Origin of the sequence: Cellvibrio zantedeschiae (genome assembly GCF_014652535.1) — a bacterium.
Lineage (GTDB): Bacteria > Pseudomonadota > Gammaproteobacteria > Pseudomonadales > Cellvibrionaceae > Cellvibrio > Cellvibrio zantedeschiae.
Window position 1 is genome coordinate 1,810,424 of record NZ_BMYZ01000001.1, and the last position, 26,147, is coordinate 1,836,570.

The following is a 26,147-nucleotide window of genomic DNA, read 5'->3' on the forward strand; positions in this document are numbered from 1 at the left end:
GGAGTATATTTTCCCATGCGTTTTTTAAAAGCTCGACCTTTGTCGAGCAGTTCATTGTTATTAATAACAAGCTTGCTAATTTCATTAACCGCAAATGCTGCGGACAAAATTCCTAAACTAAATGGTCATCCGGACCTTTCAGGCATCTGGCAAACAACCAGTGCGGCTGATTACGATTTGGAACCACATTCATTGCGTGCCGATGCACCACCAAGCGCGGGAATAGTTGAGGGTGGAGTAATCCCCTACTTGCCCAAAGCTCTGGCGCAAAAGAAAAAGAATTTTGAAAACCGTTTAATGGATGATCCACGCCTCAAAGGCTGGACTTTGGGTGTTCCGCGCGGAATTTATTACCCTGAGCCTTTTCAAATTTTTCAGCGTGACCGTGACATCACCGTTTTTCATCAATTCGGTCATTCAGTGCGCACCATTCATACTAACAACACACAACATCCGGAAGATCCTAACGATTGGTGGTTTGGTGATTCGCGTGGCCATTGGGAAAAAGATACGCTCGTAGTAGATGTTAAACATTTTAACGATGGAACCTGGCTGGATCGCGCCGGTAATTTTCACAGCGACGCACTGCATGTTGTAGAGCGCTGGAAATTATTGGATGCAAATACCATTGAATACAAAGCCACTATTGAAGATGAAAAAGTATTTAGCCGTCCGTGGAATATCAGTGTGATTTTGCATCGCCATCGCGAGCCCAATTTCCAACTGATTGAAGATTATCGCTACACATTGGAGTACGACAAATACTATCCGTACCCTGCTGAATCAGCACCAGCAAAATCCTCATCAACAGCCGCTAACTAGGATGATGCTATGAAAACTATTTTTACATCCCGTTACCCTTTACATGCATTTATTGCCGGACTTTTGGCAATCGGTTCTGCAAGTGCTTTTGCGCAAGAAGATCGCGCAAGTTTCCCAAAATTTGAACGTGAAAATTACGTTTACAAAGTTGAGCAAGGCAAATGGACCGGCCCGAAACTATCTGATGGCCAACCCGATGTTCAGGGGCAATGGTCAAACACCATTGGCAACCATAATAATCTGGTGAATCCACAAGGTGGTGGCAATCGCAATAACGATAAACCGCGCGCACCAAGTCGCGTGGTTGACCCTGAAGATGGCCAAGTACCTTTCCAAGCCTGGGCGCGTGAATTACAAAAGGATTATGCGAAACATTTGCTCGACCCAACCAAACCGGAATACATAGAACCCCTTGCTCGCTGCGCACCTGCGGGGCCATCAAAGTCATTTATGTGGCACGGTTATGAAATTCGCCAATACCCTGGCTATGTCGTCTTCTTGTTTGATTCGGGCTCGCGCATTATCCATCTGGATAAAAAACCGCACCTGCCAGAGAACATTAAACTTTGGAATGGCGATTCGCGTGGCCATTGGGAAGGTAATACACTGATTGTGGATGTTACTAACAACAATTCCAAATCGCGCTTTGGCCGTAACGGTGAATTTGCCAGTGAGAATGCACAGGTTGCAGAAAAATTTATTTTCGATAACAATCGCGAACGTTTCACTTACCGAGCTACTTACACTGACCCAAGCGTTTATACTCGCCCATGGACATTGGAAATTCCCAACCGTCGCGTGGAGAAGTTCGCGGAAGATGGGTGGAATAATCAGCTAGGTGTGGCAAAACATAATGGTAAAGAGCTATTACTTGAGCCCTACGAGCAGATCTGTACCGAAAACAATGGCGGCTTTGGTGGTGGTGCGGTTAAGAAAACGGCAGATAACACATCGCCCAAAACAACTTTGACCCCGTAAAAATCACAATCACTAATGAAATATTATTGATTAATTACTAAACAAAAGTTAACGAATTAACACTAGAAGATACAGGCAAGAAAATACAAACTTATAAATCTGATTCCTTATATACGGAGTATTTACAATGAATTTAACGCTGAAAACCCTGAGCTTCGCCCTGTTGGCAACTGCCAGCGTCAGTTTATTTGCTGCTGATCCTGCGCCTGCTCCGGCGGCTGACAAACAAGCTGGTCCAAACCCCGCTAAACAAGCTATAGCTGTGCGCAAAGCTGCATTCACATTGATTGGCAACAGTTTCAAACCACTTGGTGATGCTGCCCAAGGTAAAGCCGAATACAATCAAGCCGATGCGCAAAAACGCGCAAATCGTATTTTGGTTTTATCAGAGTTTTTAGACAGCTCTTTCCCGGAAGCCTCTAATCTGGGTGAGCCAGATACCAAAGCCAAAGCAGACGCATGGACTAACAAAGCTGAGTTTGATAAAAAACTCAAAGAGTTCCAGGAACACGCTGCTACGCTCGCTAAAGTAACCGCTACAGAAAAAACTGCTTCAGACGCGTTTAAAGAAGCTTTTGGTGCTGTAGCAAAAGATTGCAAAGGCTGCCACGAGTCGTTCAAGGTTAAATAAAATACGCCTGAGTATTTATTAGGCCGAACAAACAAATGCCCCTGCTTTACACACAGGGGCATTTTTCTATTTATCTGCACCCAAAGTATCTGGTGAAACCATGACAGATTTAAATGAAAACTCCACAACTACTACGGAGAATAAAACAACGGCTAAGACCATAAAGGTTTGGGATTTACCGGTTCGAATTTTTCACTGGTTGCTCGTTTTATTATTCATTGCTGCTTATATCACCAACTCACTCGGCACCAATTATTTTCAGTATCACCTTTGGTGTGGCTACGCCCTTATTGTACTGGTGAGTTTCCGAATCATTTGGGGTTTGGTAGGAACCTATCATGCGCGCTTCTCTAATTTTGTGCGCAACCCTATAACCACTATCAAATATGCCATAAACACCTTAAGGGGGACCGAGAAACATTATTTGGGTCACAATCCCCTTGGGGCAATAATGGTTATTGTTTTATTGTTGGCCTCGTTAATTCAAGGGGTATCTGGCCTGTTTACAAACGATGAAATTTTAAATGTGGGTCCACTTTACGCTTATGTGAGTGATGAGTTAAGCCTGAAACTAACATCACTTCACCGTCAATTATTTTATTGGATTCTCGGCGCAATATTGCTACACATAGTAGCTGTACTTGTGCACGTATTTATCAAGCGCGACAATATTATTAAAGCCATGTTTACTGGCAAGAAAGCTCAGCAAGACCACGCTGTAGACCAAACGCCAATAAGCTCATCAAGAATATGGCTTGCGATCATAATCGTGATAATTCTGGCATTAGTTCTGGCCTGGATTATTTCGCATGCACCAACAGCGGCTTTATCAATTGAGGAATACTGAAACAAAGACCAGTTACTTTAAAAATAAAGGCGGTTACTTGACCGCCTTATTATTCACATGGTTTTTAACAGTTCACCTTTACAACTTATCGCTCTTTTTAAGCGGTACTACGCCACTGGGCTTTTCATCAGAATGCAAGCCACTCCCCTGATCAGTTTTTGCCTGTTGATTACGCGCAGAAAATGCAATAAACCAAATCGCCGTAAATAATATCAACGCAAATAAAATCCAGGCAGAATGTTCGGTTATCCAGTTCATGATCCCCTCCAAGACAAATTAAACTTGAAAAAATTTTCAATAAAATTAATTACGGAAGGTGTTGCCCGCCAGTTACACCAATAACCTCGGCAGTTATATAACTTGATTCCTGCGACGCCAAAAACACAAAGGCTGGTGCAACTTCTGCTGGCTGCCCAGGGCGGCCCAAGGGAACCTTTTCACCAAAGTGCTCTAGTTTTTCTGGCGGTTGTCCACCACTTTGCTGAAGCGGTGTCCAAATGGGGCCGGGTGCAACTGCATTTACACGGATGCCCTGCTTGACTAACATTTTTGCCAAACTTTTTGTGAAGGCGGTAATAGCACCCTTGGTAGAAGCGTAATCCAATAGACCAGCAGATGGTTGATAGGATTGAATTGAGGTTGTATTAATAATGCTGGAACCAGCAGGCATATGGGGCACTGCAGCCTGGCTAATCCAAAACATAGCAAACACATTAGTTGCAAATGTTTTCTGGAATTGTTCGGTGGTGATATCTTGAAATTCTTCTACATATTGTTGCTTACCGGCATTGTTAACCAATATATCCAGCGAACCTAATTCTGCTATAGCCTTAGCAACTAATTTTTTACAAAAATTTTCGTCAGTAATGTCCCCGGAAATAGCCAAAGCTTTATGGCCGTCATCTTTTATCTGTTTAATTGTTTCCTGGCCATCCTCTTCTTCACTGGGCATATAAGTGATAACTACATCTGCTCCCTCACGTGCAAATGCAATAGCAACTGCACGGCCAATGCCTGAATCACCACCTGTAATCAAAGCTTTGCGACCAGCTAGCCTGTTCGAGCCGCGGTAGGATGCTTCGCCATGATCGGCTTTGGGTTTTAAAAGTTTATCCAACCCTGGCTCAGGTTGAGAAGCATCAGGCTTGGCTTTTGGTAGCGGATACTGCGTTCGCGGATCTTGCATAGTGTATTGATCAAAAGTTTTCATGGAATCACCTCCAGCCGTAAAATCAAACTGTAATATGAGACCGGGCGCACACTATCTCTGTACGCTGTCTAACCGTGGATTTATATTGGCGGTGTAATTGCCCAACATTATATTTGATTATTTTTTTCAATCCCTGCTGTCGTTTAACTTTGAAAATCACTAGGAGTCCAATGAATATTTTTTCTGGCATTTCTCGCAGTAAAAACTTCGTCTGTAAGTTTTTCCCAGGTGCGCTCGTTTAAACGGAATATCACAGCGCGGGCAAATACGTTTATTATGAGCAAGCCAATGTTGCCTTAATACAAACGCCTTCTTCCATTCAAAAATTCAAAGCTGTAGTTGCGTGCTTCTTCTACAATCGTCCGCAGTTTAGCGGCTGGTAATGCTCCCACAGCTGAAAGCGGATGAACCCGCACCCGGAACAAAACCTCGTTTTTAATAATATTACCAACTCCCGCAAAAATATCCTGATCAAGTAGCGCATCGCAAACAAATGTTTGAGGGAGAGAACGCAATTTTTTACGGGCCGCAGCCGGGTTCCATTGATCCGACATAACGTCACCCGTCCAATCATAAGACTCGTCCAATTCACCCTCTATGAATTTGACTGAACAGGCATAAAAATTTAGCTCGGTATTATCGGTGCACTGCAAACTTAATCTGGCCGGGCTGTCTCTACGCTCGTTAATTCTGTAACTGCCAAACATAAGCATATGAATGCGAATTGAAAAGCCGGATAACTCAATTAAAAAATGTTTTCCCCAACTGCGCAACGATTTAATATGTTGCCCCTGCACCCGGGTTTTATCGATTTTACTGTTGCCTTCAACATGCAAAATTTTTCGACCGGTAAATTCTTGTGCTAAGTCTTTCAATATAACAATGGATGGGCCTTCAGGCATAAGCGGCTCCTCAATTCAAGTTAAGAGTAGAGTTTCAAACCCTCCTCACTTTCACGAATTAATCCTTGTAGAGGCACATCTAACCATTCAGGTCTGTAACTCGCTTTGAGTACTTCCCGTATTCTGTTGTCGATACAAGCCAATCGCAGCACAGCATCTTCACTCGCATCTGCCTGCCATGCATGGGGCAATTTCGTTGCAGCAGTTTTATAGGCACTGTAAAAAGCATCGCGCGTTTTACGACGATATTTAAGTGATATTTGCTGCAGGCGATTTGTTTCTGCTGAAGTGTCCACACCTTGTGCCGCCTTCAATGTTATGGTGCCCGCATCTTCAAATGAGCACAAAATATCTGCAACATCGATTAAGGGGCTCAATCGCAATTGGGTTTCATCTGCTATTATTCCATCTTCAAAGTTAACAAAATAAGCATCACTGCGGGCAACCAAAATTTGTGCAAGATGCAGGTTTCCGTGGATTCGAATGAGAACTCCTTCCACGGCATAGGCAGACAGTTTTTTAATTAACGCAAGAATCTTATTTTTACGGGAAATTAAACCTGCTGCGTCTTTAATATCTCTCTCTTGCAAAATGCCAAGCGCTTGCTGCAAGCGATCACTGATGTGGCGCGCCCATTGATTTGCTTCTTTTGTTTTGGTTTCAACATAACCAAAACGTGTGTTTTTTGATTCTTGCGCGAGTAGCAAATGCATTTCTCCCAAACGAGTGCCCAGGATTTGCGCAAAGCTTTCAAGTTCATCCATCGCCGGGTATTGAATATCCATGGAGGATGTGCCTGCCGTTAACCGATCACGCAACGCGCGCTCAAGGGTATTTTGCGTCCATTGCCAGGCATCACCCTGATTGCTGATGTAGGCTTGCAAAATCATCAATGTATATTGCTTACCTTGTTCATCAACACGTTTTACCTCGCCGAGAATAGGAACAATATTGGCGAACTGCGCTTCACTCAAATAATTACTTATCTCTATTTCAGGGTGCACACCTTCAGCCAATTTCCTAACCGGTTTTAGCACCATGGTGCCGCCAATAACGACTGAACCATTGGCCTCGTTAGTGGCGACCAAATCAATTTCGGTATCAGTTTTTTCTTCGATATTCTCCAATTGTGGCGTGGCAATAAATTGCAATTCACCATTGTCTCCCAAAGAAAGAACTCGTTGATCTTGTAAATATTGCAATACTTTGCGATTGAAATTGGGCAAGGTAAAAGCATCTGTCAATAAACCCACTGCGCGCTTTTGACGCAAACGTGTCAATGCCAGCTGTTGCGATGCAGTACCCGCAAGATGATCAGCAATCACACCTAAAGGTAAAAAATATCCTTCCCTTAAATCTTCGCGATTAATTTCTACCTCAGCCAATGCAAAAAAATCTTCCGGTTCGCCGAAGGGAACAACATAGGATAGGTGGACTTCATTTAAGGGCTCGCCTATATGCGTAAACCAAGGGCATTTAGGTAAATAACCAGGCAGTGCTTCTTGCTCAAGAATAGTTCGTGCGGGTGCTTGTAATAAATCCAATAAATCCTGTTTGATAATAATTGTACGTAACTCCGGCAAGCGCTCCACCGGAGCGACATACCAGTTAGGCATTTGAGTATCGTCTGCCAATAAAAACCAGTAAAAACCATAAGGCGGTAAAGTTAAAAGATAATTGAGTTTGGTGATTACAGGAAAAGAAGTACCACCAATCATTTCTACGGGTATTTTTCCTGCATATGCCGACAAATCAAGCTCACCTGCTTGCGCTGCGCGCGACATATTTGCGACACAGAGAATAATTTCTGTCACGCCTTCGGGACTGGTGTATTCACGCAAATAAGCCAGAATTCTACGATTGGCCGGTGCGAGCATCTTTAAATTGCCGCGTCCAAATGCTTTTTGCTGTTTGCGCACCGCGAGCATACGACGCGTCCAATTTAATAAGGAGTGCGTATCGCGCGCTTGAGCTTCGACGTTGATTGCCTGGAATCCATAAAGCGGATCCATAATTGTCGGTGCAATTAAACTTGCTGGGTCGGCACGAGAAAATCCACCATTGCGGTCATCAGACCATTGCATGGGCGTGCGCACGCCATGACGGTCGCCAAGAAAAATATTATCGCCCATACCAATTTCATCACCGTAATAAAGTGTGGGTGTTCCCGGCATGGACAAGAGCAAACTATTTAATAATTCAATACGGCGACGGTCTCGCTCAACTAAGGGAGCCAGGCGCCTGCGTATACCCAGGTTAATACGTGCACGTTTATCGGCAGCGTAATAATTCCAAAGATAATCACGCTCCTGATCCGTAACCATTTCAAGGGTGAGTTCATCGTGGTTACGCAAAAATATGGCCCACTGGCAATTTTGTGGAATCTCTGGCATTTGTCGCAGAATATCGATAATTGGAAAACGGTCTTCTTGCGCAATCGCCATATACATGCGTGGCATTAATGGAAAATGGAATGCCATATGGCATTCATCGCCATTACCGAAATATTGTTGAATATCTTCAGGCCAAAGATTAGCCTCCGCCAATAACATGCGATCTGGATAGTGAGCGTTAAGCTCAGCGCGAATTGTTTTTAAAACCTCGTGAGTCTCAGGTAAGTTTTCATTGGCAGTTCCCTCTCGCTCAACCAAATAGGGAATGGCATCCAGGCGCAAACCATCAACGCCAATATCAAACCAAAACCGCATCAGACTTAAAACTTCTTTTAAAACTTCAGGATTGTCAAAATTTAAATCGGGTTGATTGGAATAAAACCTGTGCCAAAAATATTGGCCCGCCACTGGGTCCCAAGTCCAATTTGAACTTTCAGTATCAGAAAAAATAATTCGTGTGCCTTCGTACTTTTGATTGGTATCGGACCACACATAAAAATTACGGGCCTTTGATCCCTTTTTCGCGCGTCGTGCTTTCTGAAACCAGGGGTGTTGATCCGACGTATGGTTGATTACCATTTCAGTAATAACACGGAGATTGCGTTTATGGGCCTCACGAATAAAACGGCGAGCTTCGGCCATGGTGCCATATGCGGGATGTATATCTCGGTACTCTGCAATATCGTAACCATCGTCGCGCATGGGCGAAGGATAAAAAGGTAGGAGCCAAATGGCATTAACGCCTAATTTGGCAATGTAATCCAGTTTATCTATAAGTCCGGCGAAGTCACCAACACCGTCGTCGTTGGCGTCAAAATAGGATTTAACATGGACTTGATAAATAACTGCGTCCTTGTACCACAAGGGGTCATGGAGAAAAGATTGTGCGGAAACCTTGACCTTGCTTTTACCGACCATAGAAGCGCCCTTTCAGTTAATCTAAAACCGGCCAGCAAAATTCCTTTACTGAACAGAAATGTTTTTATAATTAACTAAAGTGACTCTATAAACTGTACGCCAAACAACATTAGAAAAATAAATAGCCGTGCACTTAGGGGCGATTTGCGTCCAATTTTTTCCACATAGCTTGCGTAATAGTTTGGCTATTTTTATAGTCCTCCCATGGATCAGTTTTTAATCGTTCGAGACGCTGGTGCAAATTTCCTATGTTCCACTGTGCGGATGAAGTTAATTTCATTAACTCATCTTTTGTTATTGGCACTGACACAGGTAAACCGCTGCGGGCACGCACTGAGTATGCTGATACTGCACTCGCACCGCGCTGGTTCCGCAAATAATCGATAAATATTTTTCCAATGCGATTTTTAGGGCCCATTTTTGCAACAAAACGCTCCGGGATCTGGCGACTCATAAATTGCGCAATTGCCTTGGAAAACTCTTTTACATATTCCCATTCCGCATCAGGCTTTAGCGGAATAACAATATGAATACCTTTGCCCCCGGTAGTTTTTAAAAACGCATCCAACTTTAATTCGTCAAGCACCGCCAAGGTAAGACGAGTTGCTTCAATCATGCTGCGCCAGGGCAATGCGGGGTCAGGATCGAGATCAAGCGTTATGCGATCAGGCGTTTCAATATGATCGACTTTCGCCCCCCAGGTATGAAGTTCAATAGTACCCATTTGTACGGCGCCAACCAGAGCTTCGGTGCTATCAATCTCCATGAGCGCAGCGTGCCCGGGGTCAAGTGCCCTATCCAACTGCTTGATATTGGGAATGCTTAGATGCTGCACATGCTTTTGAAAAAATTGCTCGCCGTCTATCCCTTCGGGAACACGTAAAAGGGAAACGGGGCGATCATTTAGATGCGGCAGAATCCAATTGGAAATTTCGTTATAAAACACCGCCACATCTTTTTTGGTCGATTTGGAATCAGGATCAACTATTCTGTCAGGGTGAGTAATTTTAATGTTGAAAACCTGATTATCTCCCACTGATTTCTTTTGCTTGGTTTGACTAGCATTAGAGGTGTGTTTACCAATAATTTTTTCGATGGGCGCACTATTATTTCCAGTCATAGATTTTTTTATTTTTTCGGGCGGAGGTAGATCACTTGGCAAACGGGCTTGCTCACGAATAATATCGCGCACGGGTTTGTCGGTTCGCAATGCAACAAATGCCGCTTGCCTTAAAATTCCCTCGCTCGTCCATTGCGCAAACTCAGCTTCGCAAATTAACTTTGGCTCTACCCACTGCACGCCACGCATTTGGGAGCTTTGCAATTTATGCGATAAGGGCGTTGAGTCACGCTCCAACTTTTTCATGGTGTCGTATAGCTGCTCTAATCCTTTTCTATCGAAACCAGTCCCTATACGCCCCGCATAACGCAATTCAGGTTTACCCATAGTTTCGTGTACCGCTACCAGCAATGCTCCAAAACCTGAGCGCGAGCCTTGGGGCTTTGTATATCCAACGATGACAAATTCTTGCCGTAATCTGCATTTAAGTTTAATCCAATCACCGCTACGCTTGCTGACATAAGGACTACCGGCACGTTTGCCAATAATTCCCTCCAACGACATAGCACAGGCACTGGCCAGTATATTTTGGTGATCTAGCATAAATGCAGATGAAAAGCGCAATGGGCTTTTACGTGGGGCAGGAATAATAGCTTCAAGTTCAGCTCGGCGGGTTTCAAGCGGTTCTTCGCGTAAATCTCTACCGTTTAAAAAAGGCGCGTCGAAAAAGTAGTACAAAATATCTTTACTTTTGCCTAATTCAAATGCATTTTGCAGTGCTTGAAAACTTGGCAGGCCAGAATCATCCAGTACCACCACCTCACCATCAAGCCAGGAATCTTCAAGCCCAAGCGCTGCTATGGCTTCTGCTTGCAGCGGAAGCTTATGGGTCCAATCGTGACCATTGCGAGTAAACAAATTAACTTTGCCTTTTTGTATTCGGGCAAGAATGCGGTAACCATCAAACTTTATTTCGTAATGCCAATCACCGGAAGGTGGCTCGCTGACTAAAGTGGCTAACTCGGGAGATAGAAATTCAGGCAAGACTATTTTTTTACTTTTTTTATTAGCCTCTGTATTTTTTGCGGATTTGCTAAATGAGTTTATAGATTCACTGGCAAGGCCTATAGGCGTTTTTTTGATAGATTTTTTTTCAATTGGTGCAGATTTGGATAGGCTTTCGCTTTTTGATTTTTTAATCAATGCACCGCTAACCACGCTTTGCGGAAGCGCAGTTACAACATCATATTCCTCAGCAGGACGTGCACTTTCATCGCGCTCTTTAATCAGCAACCACTGTTCCTTATCACCGTTACCGCGCAAATTAGTGCGCACCAACGTCCAATCTCCGGCAAGTTTTTCACCTATAAGCGTAAATTTTAGTTTGCCGTTTTTATGTGCCTCGACTGGATCATCGTACGGTTGCCAAATGCCTTGATCCCATACTATGACATCCCCACCACCATATTGGCCGTGTGGAATAGAGCCTTCAAATGAAGCGTAACTTAGGGGATGATCTTCTACATGGACGGCCAAACGCTTTTCTTTGGGATCAAGACTTGGGCCTTTCGGAATTGCCCAACTTTTCAATGTGCCGTCAATTTCCAAGCGAAAATCATAATGCAAACGGCGAGCATCATGTTTTTGAATCACAAATTTCAGGGCGTGTGCGGTTTTTTTTCCTTTACTTTTAGTTAGATCGCCAGCGGGTTCCGAGGTTAATTTAAAATTGCGTTTGCGATTATATTCGCTCAATGCGCTAGCCATTAAAGTTACCTCGCTGATTTTGCCCGAACTGTTTTTGCTGAGGGAGACTTACCCTGCGTTGATTTTCCAGAAGAAGCGCCAGTTTTTTTCTTTGCCTTAGCTTCAGGCTTGGCTTTTGGTTTGCTTGCCGACACTGACTTGGACTCCTCACTTTTTGAGGACTTGGTTTCTGCTTTGCCACGCAAACTGCGTTTTAAGAGTTCGGTTAAATCAATAATATCTGCACTCTTACGTTCTGTTTCGCCAATATCAGTTTCCACATTTTCGATCTCGCCATTACGCGCTTTGGTTTCAACCAACTCCATAATTTTTTCGTGAAAGCTATCGCGATACTCTTCAGGCTCCCATTTTCCTGCCATGTCACTGACCAGCCGCTTCGCCATTTCTTTTTCACTTTTCGTCAAGCTCGCTTCAGTAGTGGTTTTGGTTAGGGCTATGCTATCTAAACTCCGCACCTCAGTAGGCCATCGCAATAAAATCAAGACCAGCGCAGAATCTATTGGCATAAGAGCAGCCAAGTGTTGCCGAGTGTGCAAGATAACGTACGCAAGAGCGACCTTATTCGTATCGGTTAAAGTTTCACGCAGTAACGCATAGACTTTTTCGCCACGTTTATCAGGCGCAAGGTAATAAGGAGTATCGATATTGGTGAGAGGAATTTGGTCGCTGTCGATGAAGGAAAAAATATCAATAGTTTGGGTTGACGCAGGATGAGCAGTTTTAATTTCTTCTTCGCTTAAAATAACATAGCGCCCTTTTTCGTACTCAATGCCTTTAACGACATGTTCTGGAGCAATCTCCTTGCCGGTGACCTTGTTAATACGTTTGTAGCCAACTGGCTCCATAGAACGTTCATCAAGCCAATCAAAATCTATCGATTGTGATTCTGTAGCAGATTGCAGCGCCACAGGAATATGCACCAATCCAAAACTGATCGCCCCTTTCCAGATAACACGCGCCATATCAATCGCCTTTGTTGAACTAAATCTTAAATTATGCGAATTCTTAAATTAACTTAAGTATTGAATTAAAGAGCCACACCATCACAATAAATGACTTTGTCGGCGTCAGTAATTTCATCAATTTTTTCCAGCATAGCTATAGCTGCAGTTTCAGCTTCAAACTCATCCATAGAATGAGGATTTATAACCCAGAGCGCATGTACGATTGAACAAGGCAGCTTGCGTTGAAATTCAATTAAGCCAACGTAGCTATAACCTTCTCTCATTGCATCAGTCCAGGCTATGTGGTTCGCGAACTCCTTAACCATCACTAATCCTCCCCAAAATTGCGATGAACTATTTAACTACTTCATCCCAGCCATTGATATCGGTGTTTTGACAGTGGAGGTTGCTTGCCCTGATCTACAACTCATATCCGCAAGCGGAATTAATGCATATACAATTTGACGTAAAATTAAATACTCGAGATTTTTCACGGGATTTACCTGCTTATGCTTAAGGATTTAAAAGACACACTGAGGCACGAGCCAAGGCCCGCACCCCAGATATTCGGAAAATAAAATTAGGACTTTTGTCCGCCTTTTGAGCTTCCGCCTTGCTTGGAGGTGGTTTTAGAACTTGCTTTACCGCCCTTTTTTCCAGCCTCTGAAGCCAACTTTGAATTGCTAGCAAAACCCTTACCTTCGTTTTGTGGACTCATGATAAATACCTCTCGATGAATTTTGAAAACAGATTAGAGTGCTAAGCACTCATTTAAATCTAAGCATCCTTATTTATTTCTTTCAATAGATTTTTAGAGCAATTTGCAATTACTTTATATTTTTCTAATGCTTAATTTAGTTGAAAAAACTATTACAACATTATTATGCAAATTAATATTAATTATTAAATTTTAATCGCTCATTTCTGTATTTTTGAATTATTAATATCAATTTTTAATGGCAGGAAAAATTATAAGTAATGTGGGGCATGGTGCGCTAACACACTGATAATTGTATTTTACTTATTCATTATTAGAGCCATGGTGCGCTATTAGCGTTCCAGTTACTCATCACAATTACTATTTTTTAGCTAATCATCAAAGAGGTAACAACAATGAAAATGACGAAACTTTTTTTAACCAGCGCATTTCTATTTAGCCTTGGCGCCCTATGCAACACCGCAATGGCAAAAGACACTATTGAGCCAGCAAAATTTGTAGACGAAGCTTCTGCCGGAGGCGTTGCCGAAATTGAAACAAGTAAACTTGCTTTGCAAAAATCGACCTCACCAGCGGTGAAAACTTTTGCACAAGAGATGATTAACGACCACACCGCAGCAAATAAAGAGCTGTCAGCCATTGCTGCCAAGAAAAACTTGAAGGTTTCAACCGAAGCCGAATTGGCTAACAAAGCTAAAGCGCTGATTCTTAAACAACGTGATGGTGAATCTTTTGACGAAGCCTATGCAAAAAACCAGGTAAAAGCGCACAAAGATACAATCGAGCTTTTCAACAAAGCTGCGGTGTCACCTGATGTTGAGCTTGCCAGTTTTGCAGTAGCAACTTTGCCTAAATTAGAACACCACCTCCACTCTGCCGAAGCTCTGGCAAAAACCTACGAAAAGAAATAAGCCATATGCTGTAACAATGCAGGCCCCGTCTGCATTGTTACAACAACTCAAATTAGAGATCACTTCCATGCCACAAGGTAGTAAAGCCAAATACACCGAAGCCCAGAAGAAAAAAGCTGAGCATATTGAACAGAGTTATGAGCAAAAAGGTGTATCGGAAAAGCGCGCCGAGTCCATTGCTTGGGCAACAGTTAACAAACAATCTGGTGGCGGGGAAAAATCCGGATCTGGAAAAACAAAGCCTGAAAGCCAAAAGGCCGCGGCGAGAAAAGACTCTGCACAAAAAGCTGCCTCAACAAAACATAAAAAATTAGAATCCGGGTCGCTTGAGTCGAATACAAAGCAAGAATTGCTCGCTAAAGCTCGCTCAAAAAACATTCCAAATCGCTCATCCATGAATAAAACAGAATTAATTCTCGCATTGCGTAAACCATCCTAAAACTAAACTTCAAGTACACGCTACATTGCTCCCTCTCCCCGGTTCCCCCAGAACAACTTATGTGCGTTTCCATACAGAGCCTATCTTGCCTGAATGTTATTAATACATTCGTATCTATGTCGATTCGCTGTAGCTGGGGAAGCCTAAAATGCCCGATTGGAATGATTATCTGCCGGAATTAAAATTACTATTAACCGCACTCATCGTGGTAGTAATTCTAAAAATACTGGCGCCCTGGTTGACACGTTTGATCACACGCATAGCGGCACCTTTTTCTTTTGCGCGCGACATATTGGAACGTATTAAACCGCCCATCCATTTGTTAATTCCATTGTTAGGTTTGCGCGCGGTATTAGGCTCTGCACCGAACGATTTATCTTTTATTGATCAAGCGAGACATTTCACCACTCTAGCAATAATCGCCACTTTCACTTGGCTTGGAATAAGGATAATAGGAGCGGCACAGGACATTATTATTCAACGCCACCCTGTGGATGTGATTGATAACCTTGCAGCTCGGCGCGTGCAAACGCAGACCAAAGTGTTAGTGCAAACCCTGGGATTTTTTGTGTTGCTATTTGGTATTTCGGCAATGTTAATGACCTTCCCTGGCGCCCGACAATTTGGTACCAGCTTGTTAGCATCTGCGGGTTTAGCTGGTTTAGCAGTCGGCTTCGCAGCAAAACCCGTGCTCGGAAATTTGATTGCAGGCCTGCAGCTGGCATTTACCCAGCCAATTCGTTTAGATGATGTGGTTATTGTTGAAAATGAATGGGGACGGGTTGAAGAAATTACGGGCACTTATGTGGTTATCCGTATTTGGGATGACCGCCGTTTGATTGTGCCTTTGCAATATTTTATTGAAAACCCTTTCCAAAACTGGACGCGCAAAACATCAAACCTCATCGGTTCGCTTTTCTTATGGGTCGACTACGCGATGCCGCTAGCACCCTTGCGCAAAGAGCTCGAAAGCCTTTGCGCACAATCACCCGATTTATGGGATGGCAAAGTTTGCGTGTTGCAAGTTACCGAAGCTACTGACAAAGCGATTCAGCTGAGAATTTTAGTTAGCACAAAAGATTCTTCCAGCAATTGGGATTTGCGTTGTTTTGTGCGTGAAAAATTAATTAATTTTATAGCCTTGAACCATCCGGAATGCCTGCCCCAAGTGCGTGCCAATTTACATGAAGAAACACCCAAAGCGGCTCCTGTTGAACAACAGATTCGCGAGGCGGAACACCAGCCGGCGGTTTAACGACCTGCATTTAACTAGCGGATTATTTATAAAATACATTCTTGCAAAAAATGAGTGAAAGAAAAGGCGATAGAAATAGGAAACTTATGCACTAGCAGTTAGTCACCAGTTAAACGCTTCATTTTCGAACACTGCAAGTTGCTTGATTTTTTATCATCATTGCCAAACTTATTGGCGCTATCAGCATTATGGAGTTGTTATGCATAGCCCTCTTAATCGAGCACATTCTAGCCCTGTGAACCCCACAGTTCATTCGCAGAGGCGCATGCTGGAATCTCATGCTGCTCATACAGATACCAATCGTCGCAGTCGCCGCAATATTTTATTTGTTACCTCGGAGCACGCCGATTTAATTAAAGTCGGTGGATTGGGTGATGTATCCAGCGCTTTGCCGAAGGCCCTGTTAGCTTTCCACGATATACGCGTTTTAATCCCGGGCTATTTTAGTGTTCTCAACAGCGATCATCGAATAGATATCATTGCTCACCTACCCGCTTACGCAAATTTGCCTGAGTGCGATTTAGGATGCATGCAGATAAAAAATGGCCCGATTATTTATGTGTTGATATGCCCCGAACTTTATGAGCGGGAGGGAAACCCCTACAGCAATACCGATGGCCAGGACTGGAGCGATAATCATATTCGATTTGCGCGACTTGGATTAGCGGCTGCACAAATTGCGCAGATGGGAAATAAACTTGATTGGTCACCGCACATTATCCACGCCAACGATTGGCCTGCAGCGCTTGCCCCTGCTTATATAAAATGGCAAGGCATAAATATCCCCAGTGTTTTTACCGTTCATAATCTTGCGCACCAGGGTTTATTTTCGCCCGACTGTTTACCAGCTTTGGGTTTGCCTTTAGATGTTTTCACCATTGAGGGAATGGAGTTTCACGGCAAAATATCTTTTCTAAAAGCAGGCCTCGTTTACGCGAGCCATATAACTACCGTTAGCCAAACATACGCACGCGAAATTACCACGCCTGAACACGGATGCGGTCTTGATGGATTATTAAAAACAAAATTCAACCAGGGTTTATTAAGCGGCATTATCAACGGCATTGATGAAAGCTGGGAGCCACTTTCAGATCCGCATTTGGTAGAAGGTTTTGGCGCGCGCCAATGGAGCCGCAAGCTCGCCAACACTCGCCACGTTGAAAAACTGTTTGGTTTGCACCATAGCAACGGACCTTTATTTGCAGTGGTGTCGCGCTTGGCACATCAAAAAGGTTTGGATCTCACATTGGGCGTTGTAAAAACAATTGTGCGTGCCGGTGGCCGATTGGTCGTTATGGGTACCGGAGAGTCTCGCCTGGAAGCTGAGCTGGAACGTCTCGCTCGCCAGCATCCCCAGCAAATTGGAGTGCACATTGGTTTTAATGAAGCCGAAGCGCGAAGAATTTTTGCTGGCAGTGATTTTCTTTTAATGCCTTCGCGTTTTGAACCTTGCGGATTAAGCCAAATGTATGCGCAAAGTTTTGGCTCACTGCCTATTGCTCACCGCACCGGCGGTTTAGTAGATACGATTGAAGACGGTGTGACGGGATTTTTATTTCGTGGTGCCAATATAGAAAGTTATCGCAACGCAGTGCAACGTGCACTTTATGTTTTTAAACATCCTAATCTTTTATCTGCAATGCGTTGTCGCGCCATGGCGTCCCCACCTTTTTGGCAAGACTCTGTGCAACCTTACGATAATCTTTATCGAAGCTTGTTGAAAAAGAGTGAGAACGGAAAGGTTATTTTTGGAAACTGGAGGGCGCCCGCATGACCCAACATCAGGGTGCATTTTTAAACCAACATCATGGTGCATTTTTAAACAAGGATGGCACTACACATTTTGCGCTGTGGGCACCAGACGCACGCACGGTAGCGCTTGAGTTGGGCAAGGGGGATTTGGTTCATAACTTATATAAAGACCATGATGGTTGGTATAAAGCCACAATTGAATGCGCAGCAGGAACTGCATACCGCTATTTGATCAATAATGAATTACATGTTCCCGATCCAGCTGCACGCCGCCAATTGGATGATGTGCACGGTTGGAGCTGTGTTGTTGATCAAGCCTATCCCTGGAAAACGGTGACTTGGCACGGCCGCCCGTGGCACGAGGCAATTATTTATGAATTGCACGTTGGCGCTTTGGGCGGTTTTAGTAAAGTTGAAGAAATGTTACCTACGCTGGCCGAGCTAGGTATTACCGCCATTGAACTTATGCCGCTTAACGAATTTCCTGGCGAACGCAATTGGGGCTATGACGGCGTGCTCTTATTTGCGCCCGAATCTTCTTACGGAACGCCAGAACAACTTAAAAGTTTGATTGATAGCGCGCATGCCTTAGACATGATGGTCATTGTGGATGTTGTGTATAACCACTTCGGCCCCGATGGAAATTATCTCGGTCAATATGCCAAACATTTTTTTCGCACCGATATAAAAACCGGCTGGGGCGATGCGATTGATTTTCGCCAACAGCCAGTGCGTGATTTTTTTATTGAAAATGCGCTCATGTGGATTCTTGATTACCGTGTTGATGGATTACGCATTGACGCAGCACATGCCATTAAAGACAAAAATTTTCTGTTGGAACTTTCAGAACGTGTGCGCGGTGCAGTGTTACCGAGCCGCCACGTACACTTAGTTTTGGAAAATGAAGACAATGCCGCAAGTTTGCTGACAAACGGTTTTGATGCCCAATGGAATGATGACGGCCATAATGTTTTGCATCACCTGCTCACTAACGAGCATGAAGGCTATTACGCTGATTTTGCAGATTCGCCCACAACAAAACTGGCGCGCTGTTTGAGCGAAGGATTTATTTACCAGGGCGAGTACACGCCCCGTGGTCGCTTGCGTGGCGAAATAAGTAAAGACCTACCACCGACAGCATTTGTATTGTTTTTGCAAAATCACGACCAGGTTGGCAATCGCGCTTTTGGTGAGCGTTTAATTCAATTGGCAGATCCGGATGCGCTGAAAGCAGCCGTTGGTCTATTACTACTCTGCCCTATGATTCCGCTGCTATTTATGGGTGAAGAATGGGGCTGCAAAAAACCATTTTTATTTTTTACCGATCATCACGACGACTTAGCGAAAGCGGTGTGTGAAGGTAGGCGCAAAGAGTTTGAAAGCTTCGCAAAATTTAATGATCCCGAAATGCGCGAAAAAATTCCCAACCCCAACGAGCTGGCTACTTTTACCCAATCGATTCCTGAGCAACACGATGAAGAAGAACACAGCGAATGGCGCGAGTTTTATAAAGGTTTGATTGCATTGCGCCACACCGAAATTATTCCGCGCTTGAAAGGAGCAAAGAGTGCGGGCGTTAACATTCTTGAAGACCGTGCGTTGGTTGCATCCTGGATGATGGGTGATGGCCAGCTACTCAGAATTTATATCAACCTATCCATTTTTCCGGTTCACGTTACACCTTCGTGGAACAAAGCGCGTTTAATTTTTAGTCACCAGGTATTAAGCGCGGAATATGCACAGGGAATTCTTACACCCGGCAGTATTTTGGTTTGTATCGAAGAAGATGCAAGAGCCACTGAAGAGGACATTACAATAGAGAGTTTGGAGGAACCCGCATTTGCGTTGGCAACCAGTTGAACGTGATTCATGGCGCGTGAGCAACATGTTTGCTCACGCGCCAATCACTGAATGAGTGTTCGTTAACCCACAGACCTTAGGCGCCTAATTTGAGACAAAGAACTCATGTATAACGGTTTGTTCGAGAGCAAAACACTATGCCTGAAGTTCGCGCCACAGTGCGTTTGCAATTCCATCGCGGTTTCACCCTAAACGATGCTATTCCACTAGTTCCTTACTTCAATAAGTTGGGCATTAGCCATATCTATTCGTCACCCGTACTTAAAGCTCGCAGCGGTTCTGTGCATGGTTATGATGTTGTCGACCCCACCTGTATAAATCCTGAAATTGGCGGTGAAAGCGCGCTTGTCAGTTTGGTTGCAGAGCTTCGCAAATACGACATGGGATTGATTGTAGATATTGTCTCCAATCATATGGCCGTGAGTAACGACAACCCCTGGTGGCAAGATGTTTTGTGCTGGGGCTTGCACAGCCCTTACGCAAATTTTTTTGATATCCAATGGAACTCCCCCGACCCTTTACTCAAAGGTCAATTACTTCTTCCGGTATTAGGTAGCGGTTACGGCGAAACACTTGCAGCCAATGAAATAAGTCTGCAATTTAATCAAGCCGAAGGAAAATTTTACGCGCAATACTTTGACAATTTGTTCCCACTCACGCCAACAAGTTATGGCCATATTCTTGGCAAAACCAATATCGATAGCCTGCGTCTTTTGGGGCAAGCTTTTGATGATTTGGAAAACCGCGAAAATGCGTGGGAAGTCGCCAAAGAGTTGCAAGCAGATTTGCGCGATCTTGCCGAAAAAGCCGAAGTCATTCCAGCAATTACGCAAGCCATAAGTTTTTACAACGTGGCTTTAGGAAAAGAATCTGCACTGCGGGATATGCAACGTCAAACTGCTAATGATGATCTCGACGTTATAGAAGAACCAGATCCGCAAGACAACGACAACTTTCAGCGTTTACACCAGTTGCTTGAGCTCCAGCATTATCGCTTGGCAAGCTGGCGCACCGCTGCCGATGATATTAACTGGCGGCGCTTTTTTGATGTGAACGAACTCGCCGGTTTAAGAGTAGAACGCCCCGACGTTTTTGAAGCGAGTCATCGCAAAATTTTTGAATTAATCGAACAGGGGCTGATTGATGGCATACGCATAGATCACATTGATGGCTTGGCCAACCCGCGTGCTTATTGCCGCAAATTGCGTCGCCGTGTTGATCGTTTGGCGGCCTTGCGCCCGCGCGAATTAGCGCAAAAACATTTTCCCATTTATGTTGAAAAAATCCTTGGTGAAGGTGAACACCTGGCTACCCAATGGATGGTAGACGGAACTACCGGTTATGAATTTATGAACCAGGTTTCGCTGTTACAACATGATCCGCTTGGTGAATTACAACTCTTTGATTTATGGAGCACCACTACCGGCCGCATGGGTACTTTTAAAGATGAAGCGCGTGAAGCGCGGCGTCTTGTACTCGCTAGCAGTTTGGCTGGTGATCTTGAAACCGTTGCACAGGGCTTATTGCTGATTGCACGCACCGACATTACGACCCGCGATTTAACCCTGGGGGCAATCAGGCGCGCACTGACAGAGCTCATCGTCAACTTCACGGTGTACAGAACCTATGCAGGAGCTTGCGGCAGAACGGGAGATGATGAGCACTTTTTTAAAGAAGCTCTCGCTGGCGCACGCCTTACTTTGGCAGAAGCTGATTGGCCACTGCTGGATCAACTTGATCGTTGGCTGGGAGGTGAAGCACTTGCAAAACTTCCCCCCGGCGAAACGCGCAACCTGCGTCAAACAGTACTGACGCGTTTCCAGCAGCTCACCTCGCCCGCTGCTGCAAAAGCAATAGAAGACACTGCCTGCTATCGATCTGCGGTTTTGCTGTCGCGCAACGATGTTGGCTTTAATCCCCATTGCTTTAGTGCATCCATAACTCAGTTCCATGAACAAATTGCCGAGCGCAACACACGCTTTCCACGCAACTTGCTGGCAACGGCTACCCATGACCACAAACGCGGTGAAGATACCCGCGCCCGTCTTGCGGTTATCAGTGAACGCTCAGCCTGGTTTGCAGAACGAGCCCAGCGTTGGCGCTCCATGTCCGCACCACTGCGTAAAGAATTGGAAGATGGCACCGCGCCCTCGGCGGGCGATGAACTGATTCTTTATCAAACCCTATTAGGCTGCTGGCCGCTGGAATTTACAGCGGACGCCAAGCCCGATGTTCAGGTCTATCTCGACCGATTGATGTGTTGGCAAGAAAAATCCGTCCGCGAAGCAAAATTGCGTAGCACCTGGAGTGCACCAAACGCGGCCTATGAACGCGCGACCCAGGAATTTCTTATGCGCTTATTAAACTCTGAAGAAGGCGCGCCTATACGCGCCGAAATTGCACATGCAGCTCAGCTCATCGCACCAGCCGGTGCATTGAACAGCCTTAGCCAAACCCTATTACGTATGACTGTTCCCGGCATTCCCGACCTCTACCAGGGCGCAGACTTCTGGGATTTCAGCCTGGTGGACCCTGATAACCGTCGTCCCGTGGACTTTGGCGCGCGTATTGCAGCTTTGGAAACCAAGGCCACCGCCCACGAATTGATTGAGCACTGGCAGGATGGCCACATTAAGCAATGGTTGATTGCACGAACATTAGCGGCGCGCGCCCGTCATTCCGAGCTGTTTCGCGACGGGGATTACCAACCGCTCACCATTGAAGGTGAGCAAGCGGACAAGGTGGTTGCCTTTATGCGTCGATACCTTAACGACTATGCGGTCGTCATAGTGCCCCGCCTTACCGCAAGCCTGCTAGCAGATAGCACAGTTCCACATATTCCTGTAACAGCCTGGGGCGATACTCAAATCCTGTTACCCGCTGCACTCAAAGACGCCGATTTCGAAGGCCAACTGGATGCAAGCCGAATTAAAGCCAAGGCAAACGCGCTCACCCTGCGCGATGCTTTGGCAACAACTCCCGTTAACTTTTTATTTTTCTCCGTTACGCACTCACAGGAGCTCCACCATGAACATAAATGAACAACAAGTCCGTGAATTCGCCTACCAGATCTGGGAATCTGAGGGTCGTCCTGTTGGACATTCCGAGCGTCACTGGGAAATGGCCAGCAAGTTGGTCGAGGCGCACAATGAAGAACATTTTCACGTGCAATCCCAAGGCGATACTGACACCCCAGCTAACGAGCCTGTGGAGCCTATATCACCCGGCCAGCCACAACAGCAACCTGTGTCAGACCCTATCCAACCAGGTGAACCACCGCAACAACCTGCTCAACCTATAGCGGTAGCACCCCCCAGAAAATCCCGTGCGAAAGCGGCAGCGGATGTGCCAGCCAAATCCTTAATTGACACTAAACCTATAGCGCTTGGCACACCTGCAGACGAAACCACAACCAAGCCGTCGGCTAAGAAGCCGGCTAAACCACGAAAATCAAAAACTGTAGAAAATGCTTAAGGGCTCTCGCCCAAGATTTTTGCAGTAGTTGGGAGATCGAGTATGACCAAAAATCAGGAACATCCCGATATTAAAAATTGTACAAGGATTACCGAAGGACACCCATTTCCCTTGGGTGCAACATGGGATGGCCAAGGCGTAAACTTTGCCATTTTCTCCGCCCATGCCACCAAAGTCGAACTCTGCCTTTTTGATAGCGAAGGAAAGCAAGAGCTTGAACGTATCGAGCTTCCGGAATTTTCGGATGAAATATGGCACGGCTACTTGCCCGATATGCAAGCTGGCCAGGTATACGGATATCGAGTTTATGGCCCCTACGACCCCGCTGCGGGGCATCGCTTTAATCACAACAAACTATTGATTGACCCCTACGCAAAACAATTGGTGGGTGAACTTATTTGGGACGAAGCCTTATTCGGCTACACCATTGGGCATCCTGATGGCGACCTGAGTTTTGATGAGCGCGATAGCGCACCCTTCGTCCCAAAAGCAAAAGTCATTGATCCAGCGTTTGACTGGCAGGGCAAAAACAGCCATCGCGCGCCTTGGGATAAAACCATCATTTACGAAACCCACGTGCGCGGCATCAGCATGCGCCATCCGTCGGTTCCAGAAAAGTTGCGCGGGTCTTTCGCTGGCCTCGCCACCAGGGAGCTGCTGGATCACATTAAAGAACTAGGCATCTCCAGTGTTGAGCTGCTGCCGGTCCACGCGTTCGTACACGATAACCATTTACTGGAAAAAGGCCTTAAGAATTATTGGGGCTACAACAGCATTGCATTTTTGGCACCCCATGCCGAATACCTCAGTAGTGGCAACCTCAATGAATTTAAAGAGATGGCTGCCAGCCTGCATGATGCCGGGCTGGAGCTGATTCTCGACGTGGTTTACAACCACACTGCCGAGGGCAACGAGCTGGGGCCAACCTTGTCTTTGCGCGGCATAGACAACGCAACTTATTATCGCCTCGTTCCAGACAACAACCGCTATTACATCAACGATTCTGGTACGGGCAACACACTTGACCTTACGCATCCTTGCGTCCTGCGTTTAGTCACAGATTCGCTGCGCTATTGGACTACCGAAATGGGAGTGGATGGGTTCCGTTTTGATTTGGGCACCATACTCGCGCGCGATGAGCGCAACGGCTTTAACGAGCGTCACGGATTCCACGTTACCTGCAGGCAAGACCCAACGCTCAGTCAACTTAAATTAATTGCAGAGCCTTGGGATTGCGGACCTGGCGGCTATCAAGTCGGTGCTTTCCCACCGGGCTGGTTCGAATGGAACGATCGCTTCCGCGATACAGTGCGGGCCTTTTGGCGTGGCGATCAAGGCAAACTGCCTGAATTAGCAAGTCGCATTACCGCATCCGGCGATTTGTTTAATTGGGGCGGTCGTCGGCCTTTTGCCTCGGTAAATTTTATTACCGCACATGATGGTTTTACCCTGCGTGATTTGGTCAGCTACAACAACAAACACAACGAAGCCAATGGCGACGAAAATCGCGATGGAACAGACAATAACCTTTCCTACAACTACGGCATTGAAGGCCCTACGGATGATCCGGAAATTAAAGCCCTTCGCTCTCGCCAAATTCGCAACTTGTTGAGCACCCTACTCTTGTCACAAGGCACACCCATGTTGGTGGCTGGCGATGAATTTGGACACAGCCAACAAGGCAACAACAACGTCTATTGCCAGGACAGCGAATTAAGTTGGCTGGATTGGAATTTAGACGAAGAAGCTAAAAGCCTGCTGGAATTTACTCGCAAACTTATTCAACTGCGCCACACCTACCCCATATTGCGTCGCGGTCGTTTCCTGGTGGGCAATTACAACGAGGAAATAGGAGTAAAAGATGTAACTTGGCTCCACCCCACAGGCGTAGAAATGACCGATGAAAGTTGGGGGCAAAATGATTTAGCCTGCCTTGGTTTAATCATGGATGGCCGCGCTCAACCAACCGGCATTCATCGCCAGGGCAGCGACGCAACTTTGTTGTTAATTTTGAATGCACAGGCGGAGGCTGTTAATTTCACATTGCCCGAAGTTGCGCAAGGTACTGGCTGGATAAATTTGTTGGACACCAATCTCGCCGCTGAGACACCTAATAAGTCATTTATATTTTGTGAAGACTTTATTGTTACACCGCGTTCAGTACTGTTATTTGAATTGAAAAAGAAAGATGCATCCGAAATAAGCAGTGCTGAATAATATCATCAGCAAAAGAAAAACCCCGGTTCAACACCGGGGTTTTTCTTTTGCGTTAAGCCAAACTAATTAAGCAGACTTTTTACCGGTAGCCAGCAGTAAACCACCAACTACCAAACCTGCAACGCCAGCCCATACAGGAACGTTTACACGTTCCTTGTCTTTCACTTCCATATGCAAAGGACCAAGGTCAGCCTCATGTGTTTCTTTAGTGTAGGTAAAGCCACCATAAGCAAGACCTAAACCACCTAATACGATTAATAAAATTCCGATAATTTTTTGGATACCCATTTTATTTTACCCTCTATTTACCTTAATGAAATTTACCAACCTGATCCTAGCGTTGGTTACCTTTTCGTAAAGCACTACTTAATAACATTAATAAAGCAACCACAAGAATTGAAGACAATAAGGAAGCCACAGAAAATGTGGTTAACATGCTGATTACACTAAACACCACTAAAAAAATTGCCGCAGCTTCCAACATAATCAAACTCAACTGTTGAATCCCAGCCAGACTTTATTCGCCAACTTTTTGTTGGCCCCAGTGATGCAACGACCAACCATCGGAATCTCCGCAATACACATAACCAGCAGTATTTGGGCAGTCAGTCTTAATACCGTAAACAACCAACATGATAAAAAGCACGCAAAAGATTGATACAAGAAGGTGCCATAATTTAAATGTTTTCATCGCATTCTCCTGACTCAATAAAATCTTCGGACAAGTTATTTTAACTTTGCACTTGAGTTAATCTTAATCAACCCAAGGTGAATTTCTGTGCGTTAGCCAACTTAAATGCCACAAGCAAATAAGATCAGAATGCAAATTGGTTATCGCGCAATTGGTTTCGCATAAAATTTTTATTTGCGGCACGTTTATACATGTGGCGATGCTTGTCCAAGTCATCAAAAAAATCATCTCTTTCAAACGCATGGGATTTTTTATCCCTACGCGCAGGCGACTTGTGTGGCTGACTACCAGCTGTGTATTTATGGTCATCGAACTCTTGATAATATTTCATAGCTCTATTCCTTAAAAATTAAATGTT

At 45.0% G+C, this 26,147-nt stretch carries 23 protein-coding genes; 12 read left to right on the plus strand and 11 right to left on the minus strand.

Annotated features, from left to right (window positions below; genetic code table 11):
- Positions 1-15: 15 nt before the first annotated feature.
- The 4 genes from IE104_RS08020 to IE104_RS08035 all read left to right on the plus strand — a co-directional run bounded on the left by IE104_RS08020 (position 16) and on the right by IE104_RS08035 (position 3,278).
- Positions 16-822, plus strand: coding sequence for a hypothetical protein (locus IE104_RS08020; protein WP_229837719.1), 807 nt, complete (start codon positions 16-18; stop codon positions 820-822).
- Positions 823-831: 9 nt separating this feature from the next.
- Entirely contained in the window at positions 832-1,800 is a 969-nt protein-coding gene (locus tag IE104_RS08025; RefSeq protein WP_189417363.1) for a hypothetical protein, read from the plus strand.
- A 127-nt stretch (positions 1,801-1,927) separates the two neighbouring features.
- Positions 1,928-2,431, plus strand: a complete 504-nt coding sequence (locus tag IE104_RS08030; protein ID WP_189417364.1) for a c-type cytochrome — start codon at positions 1,928-1,930, stop codon at positions 2,429-2,431.
- Between the two features lie 100 nt (positions 2,432-2,531).
- On the plus strand, positions 2,532-3,278 hold the full coding sequence (locus IE104_RS08035) for a cytochrome b/b6 domain-containing protein (protein ID WP_189417365.1): 747 nt from the start codon (positions 2,532-2,534) through the stop codon (positions 3,276-3,278).
- Positions 3,279-3,356: 78 nt separating this feature from the next.
- On the opposite strand, the gene IE104_RS08040 is transcribed toward IE104_RS08035, so the two are convergent.
- The 8 genes from IE104_RS08040 to IE104_RS08075 form a co-directional block, all read right to left on the minus strand.
- Positions 3,357-3,536 (minus strand): hypothetical protein, encoded by a 180-nt coding sequence (locus IE104_RS08040; RefSeq protein ID WP_189417366.1) that lies wholly within the window; start codon positions 3,534-3,536, stop codon positions 3,357-3,359.
- A 49-nt stretch (positions 3,537-3,585) separates the two neighbouring features.
- On the minus strand, positions 3,586-4,488 hold the full coding sequence (locus IE104_RS08045; RefSeq protein ID WP_189417367.1) for an SDR family oxidoreductase: 903 nt from the start codon (positions 4,486-4,488) through the stop codon (positions 3,586-3,588).
- A gap of 296 nt (positions 4,489-4,784) precedes the next feature.
- Positions 4,785-5,390, minus strand: coding sequence for a DNA-formamidopyrimidine glycosylase family protein (locus IE104_RS08050; RefSeq protein ID WP_229837720.1), 606 nt, complete (start codon positions 5,388-5,390; stop codon positions 4,785-4,787).
- A 20-nt stretch (positions 5,391-5,410) separates the two neighbouring features.
- Positions 5,411-8,701, minus strand: coding sequence for a maltose alpha-D-glucosyltransferase (treS, locus tag IE104_RS08055; RefSeq protein ID WP_189417368.1), 3,291 nt, complete (start codon positions 8,699-8,701; stop codon positions 5,411-5,413).
- Between the two features lie 133 nt (positions 8,702-8,834).
- Positions 8,835-11,528, minus strand: a complete 2,694-nt coding sequence (gene ligD, locus IE104_RS08060) for a DNA ligase D (protein ID WP_189417369.1) — start codon at positions 11,526-11,528, stop codon at positions 8,835-8,837.
- Positions 11,529-11,533: 5 nt separating this feature from the next.
- Positions 11,534-12,490, minus strand: coding sequence for a non-homologous end joining protein Ku (ku, locus tag IE104_RS08065; protein ID WP_189417370.1), 957 nt, complete (start codon positions 12,488-12,490; stop codon positions 11,534-11,536).
- Positions 12,491-12,555: 65 nt separating this feature from the next.
- A complete protein-coding gene (locus tag IE104_RS08070) occupies positions 12,556-12,798 on the minus strand; it encodes a hypothetical protein (RefSeq protein WP_189417371.1) in 243 nt (80 codons plus the stop codon).
- Positions 12,799-13,052: 254 nt separating this feature from the next.
- On the minus strand, positions 13,053-13,190 hold the full coding sequence (locus tag IE104_RS08075; RefSeq protein WP_189417372.1) for a KGG domain-containing protein: 138 nt from the start codon (positions 13,188-13,190) through the stop codon (positions 13,053-13,055).
- Positions 13,191-13,591: 401 nt separating this feature from the next.
- On the opposite strand from IE104_RS08075, the gene IE104_RS08080 reads away from it, so the two are divergent.
- From IE104_RS08080 to glgX, 8 genes are all read left to right on the plus strand, one after another.
- Entirely contained in the window at positions 13,592-14,101 is a 510-nt protein-coding gene (locus IE104_RS08080) for a DUF4142 domain-containing protein (protein ID WP_229837723.1), read from the plus strand.
- 67 nt (positions 14,102-14,168) lie between these two features.
- Positions 14,169-14,540, plus strand: a complete 372-nt coding sequence (locus IE104_RS08085; protein WP_189417374.1) for a Rho termination factor N-terminal domain-containing protein — start codon at positions 14,169-14,171, stop codon at positions 14,538-14,540.
- A 148-nt stretch (positions 14,541-14,688) separates the two neighbouring features.
- Positions 14,689-15,795, plus strand: a complete 1,107-nt coding sequence (locus tag IE104_RS08090) for a mechanosensitive ion channel family protein (protein WP_189417375.1) — start codon at positions 14,689-14,691, stop codon at positions 15,793-15,795.
- Between the two features lie 265 nt (positions 15,796-16,060).
- Positions 16,061-17,569, plus strand: coding sequence for a glycogen synthase GlgA (glgA, locus tag IE104_RS08095; RefSeq protein ID WP_229837725.1), 1,509 nt, complete (start codon positions 16,061-16,063; stop codon positions 17,567-17,569).
- A complete protein-coding gene (treZ, locus tag IE104_RS08100; RefSeq protein ID WP_189417377.1) occupies positions 17,566-19,407 on the plus strand; it encodes a malto-oligosyltrehalose trehalohydrolase in 1,842 nt (613 codons plus the stop codon). The genes glgA and treZ overlap by 4 nt, the downstream gene beginning before the upstream one ends.
- 137 nt (positions 19,408-19,544) lie before the next feature.
- A complete protein-coding gene (gene treY / locus IE104_RS08105) occupies positions 19,545-22,448 on the plus strand; it encodes a malto-oligosyltrehalose synthase (protein ID WP_189417378.1) in 2,904 nt (967 codons plus the stop codon).
- Positions 22,435-22,881 (plus strand): DUF2934 domain-containing protein, encoded by a 447-nt coding sequence (locus IE104_RS08110; RefSeq protein ID WP_189417379.1) that lies wholly within the window; start codon positions 22,435-22,437, stop codon positions 22,879-22,881. The genes treY and IE104_RS08110 overlap by 14 nt, the downstream gene beginning before the upstream one ends.
- 42 nt (positions 22,882-22,923) lie before the next feature.
- Positions 22,924-25,098 (plus strand): glycogen debranching protein GlgX, encoded by a 2,175-nt coding sequence (glgX, locus tag IE104_RS08115; protein ID WP_189417380.1) that lies wholly within the window; start codon positions 22,924-22,926, stop codon positions 25,096-25,098.
- Between the two features lie 66 nt (positions 25,099-25,164).
- Here glgX and IE104_RS08120 read toward each other — a convergent pair whose 3' ends face one another.
- The 3 genes from IE104_RS08120 to IE104_RS08130 form a co-directional block, all read right to left on the minus strand.
- Entirely contained in the window at positions 25,165-25,386 is a 222-nt protein-coding gene (locus IE104_RS08120) for a hypothetical protein (RefSeq protein ID WP_189417381.1), read from the minus strand.
- 229 nt (positions 25,387-25,615) lie between these two features.
- Positions 25,616-25,789: a hypothetical protein gene (locus IE104_RS08125; RefSeq protein ID WP_189417382.1), complete on the minus strand. Its 174-nt coding sequence runs from the start codon at positions 25,787-25,789 to the stop codon at positions 25,616-25,618.
- A gap of 124 nt (positions 25,790-25,913) precedes the next feature.
- The gene (locus tag IE104_RS08130) at positions 25,914-26,120 is read right to left on the minus strand and encodes a hypothetical protein (protein ID WP_189417383.1); all 207 of its coding nucleotides are present in this window, start codon (positions 26,118-26,120) and stop codon (positions 25,914-25,916) included.
- Between the last annotated feature and the right edge of the window lie 27 nt (positions 26,121-26,147).

What these genes read in the sequence shown, in the direction of transcription:
- IE104_RS08020 (WP_229837719.1), top strand. Translation starts at nt 16, where the DNA reads ATGCGTTTTTTAAAAGCTCGACCTTTGTCGAGCAGTTCATTGTTATTA.
- IE104_RS08025 (WP_189417363.1), top strand. Translation starts at nt 832, where the DNA reads ATGAAAACTATTTTTACATCCCGTTACCCTTTACATGCATTTATTGCC.
- IE104_RS08030 (WP_189417364.1), top strand. Translation starts at nt 1,928, where the DNA reads ATGAATTTAACGCTGAAAACCCTGAGCTTCGCCCTGTTGGCAACTGCC.
- IE104_RS08035 (WP_189417365.1), top strand. Translation starts at nt 2,532, where the DNA reads ATGACAGATTTAAATGAAAACTCCACAACTACTACGGAGAATAAAACA.
- IE104_RS08040 (WP_189417366.1), bottom strand. Translation starts at nt 3,536, where the DNA reads ATGAACTGGATAACCGAACATTCTGCCTGGATTTTATTTGCGTTGATA.
- IE104_RS08045 (WP_189417367.1), bottom strand. Translation starts at nt 4,488, where the DNA reads ATGAAAACTTTTGATCAATACACTATGCAAGATCCGCGAACGCAGTAT.
- IE104_RS08050 (WP_229837720.1), bottom strand. Translation starts at nt 5,390, where the DNA reads ATGCCTGAAGGCCCATCCATTGTTATATTGAAAGACTTAGCACAAGAA.
- treS (WP_189417368.1), bottom strand. Translation starts at nt 8,701, where the DNA reads ATGGTCGGTAAAAGCAAGGTCAAGGTTTCCGCACAATCTTTTCTCCAT.
- ligD (WP_189417369.1), bottom strand. Translation starts at nt 11,528, where the DNA reads ATGGCTAGCGCATTGAGCGAATATAATCGCAAACGCAATTTTAAATTA.
- ku (WP_189417370.1), bottom strand. Translation starts at nt 12,490, where the DNA reads ATGGCGCGTGTTATCTGGAAAGGGGCGATCAGTTTTGGATTGGTGCAT.
- IE104_RS08070 (WP_189417371.1), bottom strand. Translation starts at nt 12,798, where the DNA reads ATGGTTAAGGAGTTCGCGAACCACATAGCCTGGACTGATGCAATGAGA.
- IE104_RS08075 (WP_189417372.1), bottom strand. Translation starts at nt 13,190, where the DNA reads ATGAGTCCACAAAACGAAGGTAAGGGTTTTGCTAGCAATTCAAAGTTG.
- IE104_RS08080 (WP_229837723.1), top strand. Translation starts at nt 13,592, where the DNA reads ATGACGAAACTTTTTTTAACCAGCGCATTTCTATTTAGCCTTGGCGCC.
- IE104_RS08085 (WP_189417374.1), top strand. Translation starts at nt 14,169, where the DNA reads ATGCCACAAGGTAGTAAAGCCAAATACACCGAAGCCCAGAAGAAAAAA.
- IE104_RS08090 (WP_189417375.1), top strand. Translation starts at nt 14,689, where the DNA reads ATGCCCGATTGGAATGATTATCTGCCGGAATTAAAATTACTATTAACC.
- glgA (WP_229837725.1), top strand. Translation starts at nt 16,061, where the DNA reads ATGCTGGAATCTCATGCTGCTCATACAGATACCAATCGTCGCAGTCGC.
- treZ (WP_189417377.1), top strand. Translation starts at nt 17,566, where the DNA reads ATGACCCAACATCAGGGTGCATTTTTAAACCAACATCATGGTGCATTT.
- treY (WP_189417378.1), top strand. Translation starts at nt 19,545, where the DNA reads ATGCCTGAAGTTCGCGCCACAGTGCGTTTGCAATTCCATCGCGGTTTC.
- IE104_RS08110 (WP_189417379.1), top strand. Translation starts at nt 22,435, where the DNA reads ATGAACATAAATGAACAACAAGTCCGTGAATTCGCCTACCAGATCTGG.
- glgX (WP_189417380.1), top strand. Translation starts at nt 22,924, where the DNA reads ATGACCAAAAATCAGGAACATCCCGATATTAAAAATTGTACAAGGATT.
- IE104_RS08120 (WP_189417381.1), bottom strand. Translation starts at nt 25,386, where the DNA reads ATGGGTATCCAAAAAATTATCGGAATTTTATTAATCGTATTAGGTGGT.
- IE104_RS08125 (WP_189417382.1), bottom strand. Translation starts at nt 25,789, where the DNA reads ATGAAAACATTTAAATTATGGCACCTTCTTGTATCAATCTTTTGCGTG.
- IE104_RS08130 (WP_189417383.1), bottom strand. Translation starts at nt 26,120, where the DNA reads ATGAAATATTATCAAGAGTTCGATGACCATAAATACACAGCTGGTAGT.